The sequence below is a fragment of the Burkholderia cepacia complex sp. TUM26381 genome (genome assembly GCF_057439935.1).
This window is the reverse complement of the sequence record NZ_CM172006.1, coordinates 2,314,567-2,330,160: the sequence shown is the minus strand read 5'-3', so window position 1 is coordinate 2,330,160 and position 15,594 is coordinate 2,314,567. Positions and strand designations below refer to the sequence as shown.

Annotated in this window: 17 protein-coding genes; 9 read left to right on the top strand and 8 right to left on the bottom strand. The window is 65.9% G+C overall.

Going from position 1 to position 15,594, the window contains the following annotated elements; all coding sequences use genetic code 11:
• Nucleotides 1-263 precede the first annotated feature (263 nt).
• Nucleotides 264-581: a hypothetical protein gene (locus ACWMMN_RS10915; RefSeq protein ID WP_486422656.1), complete on the top strand. Its 318-nt coding sequence runs from the start codon at nucleotides 264-266 to the stop codon at nucleotides 579-581.
• Nucleotides 582-635: 54 nt separating this feature from the next.
• Here the strand turns inward: ACWMMN_RS10915 and ACWMMN_RS10910 are convergent, their stop codons facing one another.
• On the bottom strand, nucleotides 636-851 hold the full coding sequence (locus tag ACWMMN_RS10910) for a hypothetical protein (RefSeq protein WP_174993511.1): 216 nt from the start codon (nucleotides 849-851) through the stop codon (nucleotides 636-638).
• A 199-nt stretch (nucleotides 852-1,050) separates the two neighbouring features.
• Between ACWMMN_RS10910 and ACWMMN_RS10905 the strand changes: the two genes are divergently transcribed.
• The gene (locus ACWMMN_RS10905) at nucleotides 1,051-1,335 is read left to right on the top strand and encodes a hypothetical protein (RefSeq protein ID WP_174993546.1); all 285 of its coding nucleotides are present in this window, start codon (nucleotides 1,051-1,053) and stop codon (nucleotides 1,333-1,335) included.
• Between the two features lie 52 nt (nucleotides 1,336-1,387).
• Here ACWMMN_RS10905 and ACWMMN_RS10900 read toward each other — a convergent pair whose 3' ends face one another.
• Nucleotides 1,388-1,627: a hypothetical protein gene (locus ACWMMN_RS10900; RefSeq protein ID WP_059236703.1), complete on the bottom strand. Its 240-nt coding sequence runs from the start codon at nucleotides 1,625-1,627 to the stop codon at nucleotides 1,388-1,390.
• Nucleotides 1,628-2,191: 564 nt separating this feature from the next.
• Between ACWMMN_RS10900 and ACWMMN_RS10895 the strand changes: the two genes are divergently transcribed.
• A complete protein-coding gene (locus ACWMMN_RS10895; protein WP_059233792.1) occupies nucleotides 2,192-2,518 on the top strand; it encodes an EthD family reductase in 327 nt (108 codons plus the stop codon).
• Nucleotides 2,519-2,758: 240 nt separating this feature from the next.
• Here the strand turns inward: ACWMMN_RS10895 and ACWMMN_RS10890 are convergent, their stop codons facing one another.
• Both ACWMMN_RS10890 and ACWMMN_RS10885 read right to left on the bottom strand, forming a co-directional pair.
• Complete coding sequence (locus tag ACWMMN_RS10890; RefSeq protein ID WP_174993510.1) at nucleotides 2,759-4,381, bottom strand: NAD(P)/FAD-dependent oxidoreductase; 1,623 nt, start codon at nucleotides 4,379-4,381, stop codon at nucleotides 2,759-2,761.
• A gap of 309 nt (nucleotides 4,382-4,690) precedes the next feature.
• Nucleotides 4,691-5,494 carry an inositol monophosphatase family protein gene (locus ACWMMN_RS10885; RefSeq protein WP_006493635.1) on the bottom strand — a complete coding sequence of 268 codons (804 nt, stop codon included), beginning with the start codon at nucleotides 5,492-5,494 and terminating at the stop codon, nucleotides 4,691-4,693.
• Nucleotides 5,495-5,776: 282 nt separating this feature from the next.
• Here ACWMMN_RS10885 and ACWMMN_RS10880 point away from each other — a divergent pair, with 282 nt between their 5' ends.
• Together ACWMMN_RS10880 and cysE are read left to right on the top strand one after the other, a co-directional pair.
• On the top strand, nucleotides 5,777-6,601 hold the full coding sequence (locus tag ACWMMN_RS10880; protein ID WP_486422655.1) for an RNA methyltransferase: 825 nt from the start codon (nucleotides 5,777-5,779) through the stop codon (nucleotides 6,599-6,601).
• 283 nt (nucleotides 6,602-6,884) lie between these two features.
• On the top strand, nucleotides 6,885-7,688 hold the full coding sequence (gene cysE, locus ACWMMN_RS10875; protein ID WP_059233795.1) for a serine O-acetyltransferase: 804 nt from the start codon (nucleotides 6,885-6,887) through the stop codon (nucleotides 7,686-7,688).
• Nucleotides 7,689-7,745: 57 nt separating this feature from the next.
• Here cysE and ACWMMN_RS10870 read toward each other — a convergent pair whose 3' ends face one another.
• The 4 genes from ACWMMN_RS10870 to ACWMMN_RS10855 form a co-directional block, all read right to left on the bottom strand.
• Entirely contained in the window at nucleotides 7,746-8,546 is an 801-nt protein-coding gene (locus ACWMMN_RS10870; RefSeq protein WP_059233796.1) for a UDP-2,3-diacylglucosamine diphosphatase, read from the bottom strand.
• A 23-nt stretch (nucleotides 8,547-8,569) separates the two neighbouring features.
• Entirely contained in the window at nucleotides 8,570-9,061 is a 492-nt protein-coding gene (locus ACWMMN_RS10865) for a peptidylprolyl isomerase (RefSeq protein ID WP_011352518.1), read from the bottom strand.
• A gap of 88 nt (nucleotides 9,062-9,149) precedes the next feature.
• A complete protein-coding gene (locus ACWMMN_RS10860; RefSeq protein WP_059233797.1) occupies nucleotides 9,150-9,725 on the bottom strand; it encodes a peptidylprolyl isomerase in 576 nt (191 codons plus the stop codon).
• A gap of 39 nt (nucleotides 9,726-9,764) precedes the next feature.
• Nucleotides 9,765-10,487: a tetratricopeptide repeat protein gene (locus ACWMMN_RS10855; protein WP_342702463.1), complete on the bottom strand. Its 723-nt coding sequence runs from the start codon at nucleotides 10,485-10,487 to the stop codon at nucleotides 9,765-9,767.
• Between the two features lie 232 nt (nucleotides 10,488-10,719).
• On the opposite strand from ACWMMN_RS10855, the gene cysS reads away from it, so the two are divergent.
• From cysS to tilS, 4 genes are all read left to right on the top strand, one after another.
• Nucleotides 10,720-12,117: a cysteine--tRNA ligase gene (gene cysS / locus ACWMMN_RS10850; protein WP_256085044.1), complete on the top strand. Its 1,398-nt coding sequence runs from the start codon at nucleotides 10,720-10,722 to the stop codon at nucleotides 12,115-12,117.
• 43 nt (nucleotides 12,118-12,160) lie between these two features.
• Nucleotides 12,161-12,988, top strand: coding sequence for a DNA-3-methyladenine glycosylase family protein (locus ACWMMN_RS10845; protein ID WP_059233800.1), 828 nt, complete (start codon nucleotides 12,161-12,163; stop codon nucleotides 12,986-12,988).
• Nucleotides 12,989-13,091: 103 nt separating this feature from the next.
• The gene (locus ACWMMN_RS10840) at nucleotides 13,092-14,063 is read left to right on the top strand and encodes an acetyl-CoA carboxylase carboxyltransferase subunit alpha (protein WP_048248707.1); all 972 of its coding nucleotides are present in this window, start codon (nucleotides 13,092-13,094) and stop codon (nucleotides 14,061-14,063) included.
• Nucleotides 14,064-14,109: 46 nt separating this feature from the next.
• Nucleotides 14,110-15,531, top strand: coding sequence for a tRNA lysidine(34) synthetase TilS (tilS, locus tag ACWMMN_RS10835; RefSeq protein WP_486423225.1), 1,422 nt, complete (start codon nucleotides 14,110-14,112; stop codon nucleotides 15,529-15,531).
• Nucleotides 15,532-15,594: the final 63 nt, after the last annotated feature.

Sequence of the window (15,594 nt, the reverse complement as noted above, 5' to 3'; positions counted from 1 at the left end):
AAGCGCAACACGCGTTCGTCAACAGATCGTCCGTGAGCGATCCAGCGTATTGGCGAGTCAAGCTCATCAGGCTCCGCACACAATCCGTGCGAAACAAGGTCCTCGCACTCCAAGTGGACGAGCTTTGGGGCCGCCTCGACCGCATTCACCATTCGCGCGGCCGAAAATAGGAACCTGCGCCATCACGCTCATCTTTTTATCGGGTGCGCTCGCATTGAAGGCCGCAGTTCAAGGGAGTCGCATTCGATCGTCGGAGCAACATCATGATTGACGCTAACCCAAGCAACACGTTTCGACACCTTCCACTCTCGCCCGAGCAAGACGCGGAAATCCGGCACTACATAAAGAAGAAAGAGCAGAAGGGTGAGCAATGGGACACCCTCGAGTTGGCGATGATGCTCGGAGACATGCTTTCCCCTCCGCCAAGCGACGATGACAAGCCGGAGGCTACCGTCGAAGAAGCGAAGCTGGCCTGCGAATATGCATTGGCTTCGATCAACGAAGTCATGGAATCCGTATCCGCAAGTGAAGAGCGACTCGCCGCGATGGAAGCCGAGGAAATGAAGCACCCCAGGCGGTAACGCATCCACGATGCCCGAAGCTCAAGCCGCAGTTGCGCTACCTCCCTTGTGTCTTCAGCCGGGCTGAGCGGCCAGCCATCCTTGTGCCCATTGCGTCGCGTACGCAATCGCATCGTCGCGCGCGTCGCTACCCGCCAGATCGCCGCTGGAATGCACCTCGCTCTCACCTCCGTCCAGCAGTGTCGTCGTAATTCTCGCGTGTGCGATGTACTCTCCGTCGGCCCTGCGGGGCGTCGGGTCGATGCGGAATCGGGGTGTATTGAAGCGCATTTGCTCCTCCCTGTTTGGTTGTCACGAGCGGAGAGGCCGTTGGGGCAGCGCAAGCAGAAGCGTCCGCCATCGAGAAGCGCCGCGATCTGGCCAGTTTCACCATCCGGCCGCGGTCGCGCACTGCTCGAGTCAGTAACGTCACCGGCAAGGCGAACGGTCAGACCGCGTAGCGATGACAATGAAAGAAACAGATCCGCTCATGAAAATTGACCACCGCTCGATACCCTATTACCTGATCCTCCGCGGTGGCTGGTCGACCTATGTGCTCAATGCGGACCGTGTCGTTCTTCGTCGTGAGGCAAGTCCGCTGTTGCGTGCCTTTGCGCGAACGCGCGGCGAATTTGCAAGTATTGACGGCGTCGTATGGAACACCTTCTCCGATGCGGAGGGCCTTTCTGTCGTCGAGCGGCGGGAGACGCGGTGCTATGCGCTGGTTAAGGGAACCGAAACCGAGCACCAGTTGCGATTGTTGACGACCCTCTGACGTCAACGCGCGGGTGAGTCTTGTACGGTCCGACGAACGAGCAAGCTGAAGTTCAGTGCGCCCAGCGCTGACCACGCCGCTCGATCGCCGCCACGACAACATTGAGTACGTGACGGGCAACACCCTCATCAGCCATGCCGGCATCAAAGTACTGGCGGACGTTCATGATTTTTGACTGATGGGAACCGTCATCATTGTCCACGACAAAAATACTGGCCGTTCCAGCATCAGCCATCAAGACAACCTGGATAGTCTTGCCGCACACGATCGCTTGCAGGTTTGAGGAAGCCATGGATGTGTCCGGCAGGGGCATTGGGGTCTCAAGTATGCTCGCCGGCAGTCGGGCAAATTCGCCTATATCCACCACGTTTCCAGTCGATTCATGGCCAATTCGTACGCCGTGAGTGTGTTTGACTTATGCGGCTGTCATGCCGTGTCTGGCTTGGCGCAGGGACTGCTGCATCGTTGGGGGTGGCCGGCGATGGCTTCGGGCGACAGCGTGGTCACAGGTCGGGCATGAAGTTGTTGCTTGGGTTGCCCGGGTTTGCCAATGGCTTCGATGCAGGCGCGCGAAGTGGGCCGTTTGGCCGGGTGTGGGTGATGGCAATCTGCCGCTATCTGAGGGGCGTACTCATCCCACTGCCGACCCACAAAGCGTCCGATGTCGCCGAACGGCTCCCGCATCGTTGGACTCCCAGCGCCGCCAAACTGGCAAGACGGGGTCACCGGTGCTTACAATCGGAAGAATGAGTATCCCGATTCTGGAAGAAGCCCTGGCCACGCCCTATATCGGCGACCTCGACGTCGTCTCGCGGGCGGCGCCGCCCCGATTACCGTACAGCAACAGGAGAACCCGATGATCAAAGTCAGTGTCATGTACCCGTACGCCGCAGGTGCGCGATTCGATCATGCGTACTACCGCGAGAGCCATATGCCAATGGTGAAACAGCGGCTCGGCGCTGCATGTCTGTATTACACGGTGGACAAAGGCATCGCAGGCGGTGCTCCGGGCGTTGATCCGGTTTACGTGGCCAAGTGCGACTTCGTCTGCACTTCCGTCGAAGCTTTCCAGGCGGCGCGCGACCCGCACGCGCAGGAGATCATGGCCGACATCGCCAATTACACGGATATCCAACCCGTGCTGCAAATCAGTGAAGTGGTGGTGGAGCGTTCGGAAGTCTGATCAAGGTTCGGAGATCGCCAGGCACCGCATCCGCATATGGCGCCCCTGCGGGACGAGACCCGAGTTTGCCAGTGGCTACGCCGTGCACGTGCAAAGTTCGCCGTTTGGCCAGGTTGCCGGAGCTTGCGCGACCGTCGGCGGCCGTCCTCATGCCGTTGCCCGATCGCGTTCCCGGGTGACCATACGAAAGCCGGCGTCGCTCAGGTCACGGACCTGCACGCGCCGGCTCCGTACAACACGTCAGGACGCGTGCGCCGGCGTCATGCTGAGCGCCACCGCCTGCGCGACCTCGATACCGTCAATGGCTGCCGAATAGATACCGCCCGCATAACCGGCGCCTTCGCCGGCGGGATAAAGCCCTTCGACGTTCATGCTCTGGTAATCGTCCTTGCGCCGAATCCGGATCGGCGACGACGTGCGCGTCTCCACGCCGGTCAGCACCGCATCGTGCATCGCGAAGCCGGAGATCTTCTTGTCGATCTCGGGCAGGGCTTCGCGGATGGCTTCGATCACGTAGTCCGGCAGCGCGGTGCTGAGGTCGGTCGGGTTCACGCCGGGCTTGTACGACGGCTCCACGGAGCCGAGCGACGTCGACGGCCGGCCTGCGATGAAATCGCCGACCAACTGGCCCGGCGCGCGGTAATCGCCGCCGCCGAGTTCGAACGCACGCTCTTCCCATTTGCGCTGGAACGCGATGCCCGCGAGCGGGCCGCCGGGGTAGTCGTCCGGCGTGATGCCGACCACGATGCCCGCATTCGCATTGCGCTCGGCGCGCGAATACTGGCTCATCCCATTGGTGACCACGCGGCCGGGCTCGGAGGTCGCCGCGACCACCGTGCCGCCCGGGCACATGCAGAAGCTGTAGACGGCCCGTCCGTTACTGCTGTGGTGAACCACCTTGTAGTCGGCCGCGCCGAGCTGCTTGTGGCCCGCAAACTTGCCGAAGCGGCTGCGGTCGATCAGCCCCTGCGGATGTTCGATCCGGAAACCCAGCGAGAACGGCTTGGCTTCGATATAGACGCCGCGATCGTGCAGCATCTGGAACGTGTCGCGCGCGCTGTGGCCGACGGCCAGCACCACGCGGTCGCACCGCAGCGTTTCCCCGTTCGACAGCTTGAGCGCGCGCACCTTGCCCTGATCGATTTCGATGTCGTCGACGCGGGTTTCGAAGCGTACTTCGCCACCCAGTTCGTGAATCGACGCGCGCATTTTCTCCACCATGCTGACGAGGCGGAACGTGCCGATGTGCGGCCGGCTCAGATACAGGATGTCCTCGGGCGCGCCGGCCTTGACGAATTCGTCCAGCACCTTGCGGCCATAGTGGTTGGGATCCTTGATCTGGCTGTACAGCTTGCCGTCGGAAAACGTCCCGGCGCCGCCTTCGCCGAACTGCACGTTGGATTCGGGGTTGAGCACGCTCTTGCGCCACAGGCCGAAGGTGTCCTTGGTGCGCTCGCGCACGGCCTTGCCACGCTCGAGGATGATGGGGCGGAACCCCATCTGCGCAAGGATCAGCCCGGCAAACAGGCCGCACGGCCCCATGCCGATGACGACCGGCCGCAGGAAATCGGCGTGCTCGGGCGCCTTCGTGACGAAGTGGTACGCCATGTCGGGCGTCACGCCGCAATGCGGCTTGCCGGCGATGCGCTTGCGCGCGGCCGCTTCGTCCTTGACCTCGAGATCGACGATATACGTGAGCTTGATGTCCGAACGCTTGCGCGCATCGTGCGCGCGGCGGAACACGGTGTAACGGAGGAGCTCGTCCGCCGCCACGCCAAGCTCGTCGAGGCGCGCGCGAATCGCGGCCTCGAGCGCGCTTTCGGGGTGGTCGAGGGGGAGTTTAATTTCGCTTAGCCGTAACATGGGGACTCGGATGCGATTGCCACGGCGTCGTGGCGGTGTTGATACGTGCGGGGGCCGGCAGACGGGCGGCGTCGTTCGCCGCGCGGGCATGCCGGACGCAAACCATTCATTGTCGTTGCCGGCCAACCGGTATGGGCGGCGGCAATATGCCGACCCGCCCGAACGACTCAGGCACCTTCAGGATAGGCGCACGAAGCGCCCCTTGCGCACGGAAGATTTCCGGCCTCCCGGGCGACGGGCGGCGCGCGGTCACGACGATGCCTGCGAGCGGTTTGCGCGAAAGCCGCGCCATGCGGGCGCGGCCCGGGCTTACTCCGCTGCCGGGTGCACTCGGCTGTAGCGGTTCAGGATCGGGATCATCTGCGCGTAGATCTTCGGGTTCGCGGCGACGATCTCATGGCGATGCAGGAAATCGGCGTCGCCCGTGTAGTTGCCGACGAGGCCGCCGGCTTCGGTGATCAGCAGGCTGCCCGCGGCCATGTCCCACACGTTGATGCCTTGCTCGAAGAACGCGTCGAGGCGGCCGGCCGCGACGTTCGCGAGGTCGAGTGCCGCCGCGCCCGGGCGGCGCAGGCCCGTGCAGGCCTGCGTCATTTCGGTGAAGAGGCGTGCATACGCGTCGAGGCCGTCCTTTTCACGGAACGGGAAACCCGTGCCGACCAGTGCGTCCGCCAGGCGGTCGCGGCGGCCGACGCGGATGCGGCGGTCGTTCAGGTACGCGCCGCGGCCGCGGGTGGCCGTGAACAGGTCGTTCTTGTTCGGATCGTAGACGACGGCCTGCGTGACGACGCCCTTGTGCTCGAGCGCGATCGACACGCAGTAGTACGGGAAGCCGTGGATGAAGTTGGTCGTGCCGTCGAGCGGATCGATGATCCACTTGAATTCGGATTCGTTGTCGGATTCGCCCGATTCTTCCGCGAGGATCGCGTGGTCGGGGTAGGCGGTCTTCAGCGTCTCGATGATCGCGTCTTCTGCGGCCTTGTCCACTTCGGTGACGAAGTCGTTCTGCTGCTTCTTGCGGATCTCGATCAGGTCGAGATCGAGGGACGCGCGATTGATGATCTGTCCGGCGCGGCGCGCAGCCTTGACAGCAATGTTGAGCATGGGATGCATGAGCCTGGATCCTGTAGCCGGCGGCACGGGCCGCCACGAAGTGGAACAACCGCCCGGAACGGCGCAAGCATGCCGGGCGAGATGAGACGCGAATTGACAAAGAGCGGGGTACGACCCGCGCCGTACAAGGTGCACGACGCGTAAAGGCATGATTTTACCCGATTATCGGCAGTTTCAGGCAGCCGGAATACGGGGAAACCCCCACTGTCCGTCCGGACGAGTGGGTTTGCCGCGGCGATGGCGATACCATACTGCCATTCTGATGAACCGAGTCGTCACGTAGTGGAAACCCCGCAGAACACCGCCGCGCCGTCCGAGCCGGGCGCGGCCTCGTCCCGGCCGCCGTCCGGCGGCTTCACGTCCACCCGCTTCGTGCTCGTCGAGCCGAGCCATCCCGGCAATGTCGGGGCGGCCGCCCGCGCGCTGAAGACGATGGGCTTTTCGCGTCTCGTGCTGGTCGCGCCGCGCGTGTCGCACGTGCAGAGCGATCCCGAGGCGATCGCGATGGCCAGCGGCGCGGACGACGTCCTCGCATCCGCGCATGTCGTGCCGACGCTCGGCGACGCGCTGTCCGGCGTCCACTGGTCGATCGCGCTGACCGCGCGCACGCGCGAGTACGGGCCGCCGCGCCTCGCGCCGCGCGCGGCTGCCACGCAGGCGTGTGCGCAGGTCGGCACGGGCGACATCGCGCTCGTGTTCGGCAACGAGCGTACCGGTCTCGCGAACGAGCATGTCGAGCAGTGCAGCGCGCTCGCGCACATCCCGGCGAACCCGGCCTACAGTTCGCTGAATCTCGCGCAGGCCGTGCAGGTGCTCGCATACGAGCTGCGCGTCGCGTTTCTCGAGCAGGCGAGCGGGCCGTTGGCGCAACCGTCGGCCGAAGCCGGCACGCTCGCGCAGAGCGACGAGATCGAGCGGATGTATGTGCACCTCGAGAACGCGCTGATCGCGCTCGATTTCCTCGATCCACGCAATCCGAAGAAGCTGATGCCGCGGCTGCGGCGCCTGTTCGCGCGCACTGGCCTCGAGCGCGAGGAGGTCAACATCCTGCGCGGCGTCGCGAAGCACATCCTGCTGAAGTCGGGCAAGCCCGACGGCGACGCGTAAGCGGCCGGCGTACCGGCTGCCGGTCGTTCGGTCGTTCGGTCGCAGCCCGCGTGCCGCTTCGGGCTGGGCGGGTCCTGCGACGGCCGGCCGGAGCCGCCGGGTCCGGCGCATTCCACCCGGCCGATCCTCCCCGGAAGCCCGCTCCAGCCAGCCTCCCGCCCGAATACCCGTGCCGTCGGCGGGGTGAACACGCGACCGCGTGCGGCCGTGCGCGACTGGCCCTACAATCGCCGGACGTCATAAGCAAATTACCCGGCGCGATAACGGCCGGTCATTGCCGGCGATGCGCGCCGGCTTTTTCCCAGACCACATCATGTTCACGAGACTGCGCGAAGACGTTGCAACGATTCGCGAGCGGGATCCCGCCGCTCGCAGTGCGTGGGAAGTGCTGACCTGTTATCCGGGGCTGCATGCGCTCGTGCTGCACCGTTTCGCGCACGCATGCTGGCGCGCGAAGCGTTACTGGCTCGCGCGGTTCGCGTCGCAGGCCGGCCGGTTCATGACGGGTATCGAGATCCATCCCGGCGCGACGATCGGCCGGCGCGTGTTCATCGATCACGGCATGGGTGTCGTGATCGGCGAGACGGCGATCATCGGTGACGACTGCACGATCTATCAGGGCGTGACGCTGGGTGGCACGTCGCTCACGCGCGGTGCGAAGCGCCACCCGACGCTCGAAGCCGGCGTGATCGTCGGCGCGGGCGCGAAGGTGCTTGGCGGTTTCACGGTCGGGGCGGGGGCGAAGATCGGCTCGAACGCGGTGGTCGTGAAGCCGGTGCCGGCAGGCGGCACGGCGGTCGGCAATCCGGCGCGCGTCGTGATGCCGGCGCAGCCGAAGCCGCAGCCCGAGCGCGCGGCATTCTGCGCGTACGGGATCACGCCGAACGCCGACGATCCGATGTCGCTCGCGATCCACGGGCTGATCGATCACGCTGCGAAGGAAAGCCGCCGTGTCGACGAAATCGTCGCCGCGCTCGAGCGGCTCGGCACGCATCTGGAAACGCTGCAGGGCGCCGATGCGGCGCGTCTCGACCTGCGCAGGCTGTCGGCGGTGCTGGAAGGAAAGACGGTCGAACGTCAGGTGTAACGCGACGGGCGCCGATGGCTGCCGGTCGTGCGAAGTACGGCGGCAGCCGCGGCGGCGTCAGTCGAGCGGCATCGGGTGGATGCCTTCCGCGTCGACGCGCAGGTAGCCGCCGCGCGGCGTGCCGTGATCGAGATCCCAGTCGGGCAGCACCCAGCGAATGCCGCCGGGTTCCGTGTGGCGAGCGGGGCGGTGCGTATGACCGTGAATGATCACGCTCGCCCGGCTCTTCCGGAACAGTGCGGCCACACCTTCACGCGTGACATCGTAGATGGCCGAAGCAGGGCGCATCCGGCCTGCTTCGCTGTTCGAGCGCATGCGCTGCGCGAGCGCGCGGCGCCAGCGGAATGGCCACGCGAGGAACAGCCATTGCGCGACCCGGTTGCGCGCGAAGCGGCGGAACACCTGGTAGCCGCGGTCGGCCGTGCATTGCGCGTCGCCGTGCGCGAGCACGATGCGCTGGCCGAACGCCATGATCAGCGACGGGTCGTGCAGCAGCATCGCGCCGGCTGCCTTCATGAAGCGCCGGCCGAGCAGGAAATCGCGATTGCCGTGCATCACGTAGAGCGCGATCCCGCGCTCGGAGAACGTGTGCATCAACGCGGCCATGCGTGCGGCGAACGGATCGTCGTCGAGGATGTCGTCGCCGATCCAGTATTCGAACAGGTCGCCGAGGATAAACACCGAGTCGGCGCTGTCGGCGGTGTATTTCACGAAATGCTCGAACGCGGCGACCGTCTTCGGAATCGCTTCGCTCAGATGCAGATCGGAGAGAAACAGGAACGGGCGTGCGGCTTGCGCGTACTCGCGCTCGCCGGGCACGCCCGCGGAGACGCTTCGCGGCGGACTCTCCTGCAACATCGAAGTGTCTCCGTAACCGTGCGTCAGACCACGACGGCCTTTTCGATCACGACGTCGTCGGCCGGCACGTCCTGGTGGAAGCCGGCGTTGCCCGTCTTGACGCCCTTGATCTTGTCGACCACGTCCTGACCTTCGACGACCTTGCCGAACACAGCGTAGCCCCAGCCCTGCGGCGTCGGCGACGAGTGGTTCAGGAAGTCGTTGTCGTTCACGTTGATGAAGAACTGGGCGGTGGCCGAGTGCGGATCGTTCGTGCGCGCCATCGCAACCGTGTAGTTGTCGTTCTTCAGGCCGTTGTTCGCCTCGTTGTCGATCGGCGCGTCGGTCGGCTTTTGCTTCAGGCCCGGCTCGAAGCCGCCGCCCTGGATCATGAAGCCGTTGATCACGCGGTGGAACACGGTGCCGTCGTAGTGGCCCTTCTTCACGTAGTTCAGGAAGTTCTCGACCGTCTTCGGTGCCTTCGCGGCGTCGAGCTCGAGCTTGATCACGCCGTGGTTCGTATGCAGTTCAACCATGATGAATTCCTTCGGTGAGGCGGTTTAAATGGCACGCGGCCGGTCGTGCGACGCGGCCGCGTGTGGCGCCGGACGTGCCGGCAGGTTCTTACTTCGAGACGATGCTGGCCGATTCGATCACGATCGGTTGCGCCGGCACGTCCTGCATCGGGCCGCGCGAGGTCGTCGCCACGCCTTCGATCTTCTTCACGACGTCGAGGCCCGACACGACCTTGCCGAACACCGCATAGCCGTTGCCGTCCGGGTTCGGGTAGTCGAGGCCGCCGTTGTCGACCGTGTTGATGAAGAACTGCGCGGTGGCCGAATTCGGATCGCTCGTGCGCGCCATCGCGATCGTGCCCGTCAGGTTCTTCAGACCATTGCGGCTCTCCAGCGGGATCGGCGCGCGGGTCGGCTTCTCCTCGAAGTTGGTCTTGTAGCCGCCGCCCTGGATCATGAAGCCCTTGATCACGCGATGGAAGATCGTGCCGTTGTACTGGCCGGCCTTCACGTAATCGAGGAAGTTGGCGACCGACTTCGGCGCCTTCTCCGGGTAGAGCTCGACGCGGATGTCGCCCTGCGAGGTCTTCAGCTGCACGACGGGGTGCGCGGTAGCCGATTGCGCGAATGCGGGCGCGGTCGCGAGAAGGGCGGCGCCGCCAAGCGCCAGCAACAGACGTTTCATTGCGATCCTCAGGTTGGGAGGGAAGAAAGGCCGCGCCGCTTATTGCGACGGCGCGACGTATGGCGCAGCCAGTGCGCCCGACGGACCGTTGAACTGGAACGTCGGCGACATCGGCAGCGTGGTGGTGCCCACGTTCGCGGCTGCGCGGTCGGTGTAGGCGCGCGTGGCCGGCGTCACCGCGCGGGCGCTCGGCGCGGCCTTTGCCGGCGACACGATCTTCTGGAGATCGGCGAGACGCTGCGCGGTCGCGCCGCTCGTGCGGCCGAGCGATTGCGCGCGCTTGTACGATTCGGCCGCGAGCCGGAGGTAAAGATCGCCGAGGTTCTCGTACGCGAGCGAGTAGCCCGGGTTCGATTGCGTCGCGGTGACGAGCGCGGCGCGCGCTTCGTCGTAGCGGCCGTGCTTCGCGTAAAGCGCCGCAAGGTTGTTGTACGGCTCGGGCAGCTCGGGGTAGGCCTGCGTGATCGCGACGAACTGCTGGATCGCGTCGTCGTCGCGGTTCAGGCGGGCCAGCACGGTGCCGCGCTTGAACTGCGCCTGCACGTCGTGCGGGTTCGACGCGATGCGCGCGTCGAGCTGCGCAAGTGCCTGTTTCCACTGCTTGCCGGCGATCGACGCATCGACCTCGGGGGTGCCGTCGGCCACGGGCGGGGCCTTCTGCGCATGCGCCGCGGGGGCCGCGAAAAGCGTCAGCGCGACGCCCATGACGGTGGTCGCAACGAGGGTCGCAGCGCTCTGCGCGCGGCCGCGATGAGGTTTCATAGGCCTAAATCGGAATGTTATACTCCGAGCCATTCTAACAAAACGTCTGCGCGTTCCGGCGAGCGTCAGACAGTCTTTCTTAGCCTCTGTGGCCGTCACCGCTGTGCTTGCAGCCTGACCGCCCCATGTGATACGAGGACGCTCGGCCTGGCGCCGCAGCAGATGGTCCGTCCGTGTCGCATGCTGGGCGAGCTTCGCCAGGGCGGTTTCCTTCGGCTCACGGTTCATCTCTATGGAATCACTGCGCATCTACAACACGCTCGCGCGTGACAAGCAAGTTTTCGTGCCGCGCCAGTCCGGCGAAGTGCGGATGTACGTATGCGGGATCACCGTCTACGACTATTGTCACGTGGGCCACGCGCGCATGCTGGTCGTGTTCGACCTCGTCCAGCGCTGGTTGCGTGCGATCGGCTACCGGGTCACGTATGTGCGCAACATCACCGACATCGACGACAAGATCATCCGCCGCGCGGTCGAGAACGGCGAGACGATCCGGTCGCTGACCGACCGGTTCATCGGCGCGATGCACGAGGACGAAAGTGCGCTCGGCATCCAGCGGCCCGACATCGAGCCGCGCGCGACACAGTTCATCCCGCAGATGCTCGGCATGATCGAAACGCTCGAGACGAACGGCTACGCGTACCAGGCGACCGACGGCGACGTCAATTACTCGGTGCGCAAGTTCACGAACTACGGGAAGCTGTCGGGCAAGTCGCTCGACGATCTCCGCGCGGGCGAGCGCGTCGCCGCGAACGACGCGAAGGAAGATCCGCTCGATTTCGTGCTGTGGAAGCGTGCGAAGCCGGAAGATCCTGAGGGCGCGTCGTGGGCGTCGAAGTACGGGACGGGCCGCCCGGGCTGGCACATCGAGTGCTCGGCGATGGGCTGCTCGCTGCTCGGCAATCATTTCGACATCCACGGCGGCGGGCAGGATCTGCAATTCCCGCACCACGAGAACGAGATCGCGCAGAGCGAAGGCGCGACCGGCGAGACGTTCGTCAATTACTGGATGCACAACGGCTTCGTGCAGGTCGACAACGAGAAGATGTCGAAATCGCTCGGCAACTTCTTCACGATCCGCGAAGTGCTGGAGCGCTACGACGCGGAAGTCATGCGTTTCTTCATCGTGCGCACGCACTACCGGTCGCCGCTCAATTACAGCGACGTGCATCTCGACGATGCACGTGCCTCGCTCACGCGTCTGTACACGGCGCTGAAGGATGTCGAAGCCGATACGCTCGCGCTCGACTGGAACGAGCCGCACGCGCAGCGTTTCGCGGCCGCGATGAACGACGACTTCAACACGCCGGTTGCAGTGGCGACGCTGTTCGAACTCGCGGGCGAGGTGAATCGCACGCGCGACGCGTCGCTCGCACGGCAGCTGAAACAGCTGGCGGGCCTGCTCGGCCTGCTGGGCCGCGAACCGCGCGTGTTCCTGCAGCAGGCGTCCGGCGCCGCGCAGGCGGGCGGGCTCGCTGCCGACGAGATCGAAGCGAAGATCGCCGCGCGCGTCGCGGCGAAGCAAGCGAAGGACTATGCCGAAGCGGACCGGATCCGGGCGGAACTGCTCGAAGCCGGCATCGCACTTGAAGACAAACCGGGCGGATCGACCGAATGGCGTCGCGTATGAGCGCGGTGCGTTCCACTGACCGATCCGTCAGGTAGGAGGCAAGATGGCAACGGCCAGAAAAGCGCCGGTCAGGCGCGCGACCCCGGTCGCCGCGCGTCCGGCAGCCAAGCGCGTGCCGGCGGCGAAGGCGGACGCGACGCGCGCCGTGCCGAACGGCGCGCTGAACGGTCATGCGCAGCCGGCGGCTGCGTTGCCGGCCGCCGACGCGGCCCGCAAGACACGTGCGTCCGAAGCGGACGGCGAGGAGGTCGTCGTGCGTCCTGCATACTGGGACAAGGCATGCGCCGACCTCGTCAAGCGCGACCGCATCCTGAAGAAACTGATTCCGAAGTTCGGTCCCGCGCATCTCGTGAAGCGCGGCGACCCGTTCGTCACGCTGGCACGCTCGGTCGTCGGCCAGCAGATTTCGGTGCCGTCCGCCCAGTCGCTGTGGGCGCGCATCGAGGACGCCTGTCCGAAGCTCGCACCGCAGCCGGTGATCCGGCTCGGCGCGGACAAGCTGATCGCGTGCGGGCTGTCGAAACGCAAGACGGAATACATCCTCGATCTTGCGCAGCATTTCGTATCGGGGGCGCTGCACGTCGACAAATGGACGTCGATGGACGACGAGGACGTGATCGCGGAACTCACGCAGATCCGCGGCATCAGCCGCTGGACGGCCGAGATGTTCCTGATCTTCAACCTGTCGCGGCCGGACGTGCTGCCGCTCGACGATCCGGGCCTGATCCGCGCGATCAGCGTCAATTATTTCAGCGGGGAACCCGTCACGCGCAGCGAGGCGCGGGAAGTCGCAGCCAACTGGGAGCCGTGGCGCACCGTCGCGACCTGGTACATGTGGCGCAGCCTCGACGCGCCTGACACCGGCGCCTGAGCGTCGGCTATCGGGTTTTAAACATCAATAGTTGAGAGCTGGTTTTGAGCGTCGCTCGCGCGGGTAGAATACGCGCTGCCGCAAGACCCAAGGATTCGAACACATGAAGACCACGTTTCTGGATTTCGAACAGCCGATCGCCGAACTCGAGGCCAAGATCGAAGAGCTGCGATTCGTGCAGGACGACTCGGCTGTCGATATTTCGGAAGAAATCGAGCGGCTGTCGAAGAAAAGCCAGCAACTGACGAAAGACCTCTACGCGAACCTGTCGCCGTGGCAGGTTTCGCAGATCGCGCGGCACCCGCAGCGTCCGTACACGCTCGATTACGTCGCGGAACTGTTTACCGATTTTCACGAGCTGCACGGCGACCGCGCGTTTGCGGACGACCTGTCGATCGTCGGCGGCCTCGCGCGCTTCGGCGGTCATCCGTGCATGGTGATCGGTCACCAGAAGGGCCGCGACACGAAGGAGCGCGCCGCGCGCAACTTCGGGATGCCGCGTCCGGAAGGCTATCGCAAGGCCGAGCGCCTGATGCGTCTCGCCGAGAAGTTCGGGCTGCCGATCTTCACGTTCGTCGACACGCCGGGCGCGTACCCGGGCATCGGCGCGGAAGAGCGCGGCCAGTCGGAAGCGATCGGCCGCAACCTGTACGTGATGGCCGAGCTGAAGACGCCGATCATCACGACCGTGATCGGCGAGGGCGGTTCGGGCGGCGCGCTGGCGATCGCCGTGGCCGACACCGTGATGATGCTGCAGTTCTCGACCTATTCGGTGATCTCGCCGGAAGGCTGCGCGTCGATCCTGTGGAAGAGCGCGGCGAAGGCGCCGGAAGCCGCGGAAGCGCTGGGCCTGACCGCGCACCGCCTGAAGGCACTCGGCCTGATCGACAAGATCATCAACGAGCCGCTCGGCGGCGCGCATCGCGATCCGAAGGGCATGGCCGCGCTGCTGCGCCGTGCGCTCGCCGATTCGCTGCGCCAGTTCCAGGGCATGAGCATCGATGCCGTGCGTGAGCGCCGCTTCGAGCGCTTGATGGCCTACGGCAAGTTCAAGGAAACCACGCCCGGCGCATGACCGGCTGCGTATTCAATTCGCGCGCCGCTGCGCGCGCGTGCCTCTCGTGATCCCGCCGACCGAATTCTCCGCCGACCGCGTCGTCCTCGACGCGGTCGGCGTTGCGCTTTCCGGCCTGCCGCCGGATGCGTGCATTGCGATTGCCTACAGCGGCGGCCTCGATTCGACGGTGCTGCTCGATGCGGCCGTGCGTGTCGCGGGCGCTGCGCGTTGCGTCGCGCTGCACGTGCATCACGGCCTGAGCGCGAACGCCGACGCGTGGCTCGCGCATGCCGAAGCGGAAGCGGCGCGGCTCGGTGTCGCATTCGAATCGAGGCGCGTCGACGTGCCGCGCGACAGCGGTCTCGGTATCGAGGCAACCGCGCGCGAGCGTCGTTATGCGGCGCTCGACGCGATGTGCGAACGCCATGGCGCGAACACGCTGTGGCTCGCGCAGCACGCGGACGACCAGGCCGAGACCGTGCTGCTTCAATTGCTGCGCGGGGCGGGCATCGCCGGGCTCGCCGCGATGGCGCCGCGCTATCGCCCCGACGGCGTGAGCGTCGAGCGCGTCCGTCCGTTGCTGCGATTGTTGCGCGCACAACTTGAGCGCTATGCGGAGCAGCACGCGCTCGTGTGGATCGACGACGAATCGAACGGCGATACGCGTTATGCGCGCAATGCGCTGCGGATCGACGTGCTGCCCGCGCTGGCCGTGCATTTCCCGGGTTTTCGCGACGCGCTCGGCCGCGCGGCCCAGCATGCGGCCGCCGCACAGCGGCTGCTCGACGATCTGGCCGAACTGGATTTCGCCGCCGCCGCGCGCGATGACGGGCATGCGCTGTCGCGCGACGCGCTGGTCGCGTTCGACGACACGCGCGGTGCGAACCTGCTGCGTTTCTGGATGCGCCGGCTGGGCTTGCCGGGCGCGTCGGCCGCCCGGCTCGCCAACATGATGCGACAGCTGCGCGCCGCGCATGACGCACACGCGCTGCGCGTCGATCATGCGGGGCAGTGCCTGCGGCTCTATCGCGATGTCGTCTACTGGGAAGCGGGCGACAGCAGCGAACCGGCCGACGACGGCACGGGCGCGCCGCACCCGGAAGCGGTGCTCGCGTGGGGCGGACAGGAAGTCTGGCACCTGCCGGGCTGGCGCGGCACGTTCGTGTTCGCGCCAGCCGACGCGCACGGCGCCGATGCGGTGCCGGAGGCGTTGCTGCGCGGGGCGCGGCTCGCGGCGCGCGCCCGTGCCGGCGGTGAACGGATGCGTACGTCGCCGGGCGGGCCGGGCCGGACGCTGAAGAATCTGTTCCAGGAACGCGGCGTGCCGGCCTGGCAGCGCGACGTGCCGCTCTTGTTCGCGGGCGACCGGCTGATCTACGTGCCGCGGCTCGGCATCAATTGCGATGTCGGCCCGCTGGACGGTGACGCGCCGGGCGACACCGGATGGCGCCGGATCGAATGGCGTCCCGACCTGCTGATCGCATAGCGGCGGACTGGCTTCCGGCGGCGCGATGGCGCGCCCATTTTCACCATTTGGTAAACAGCGCCG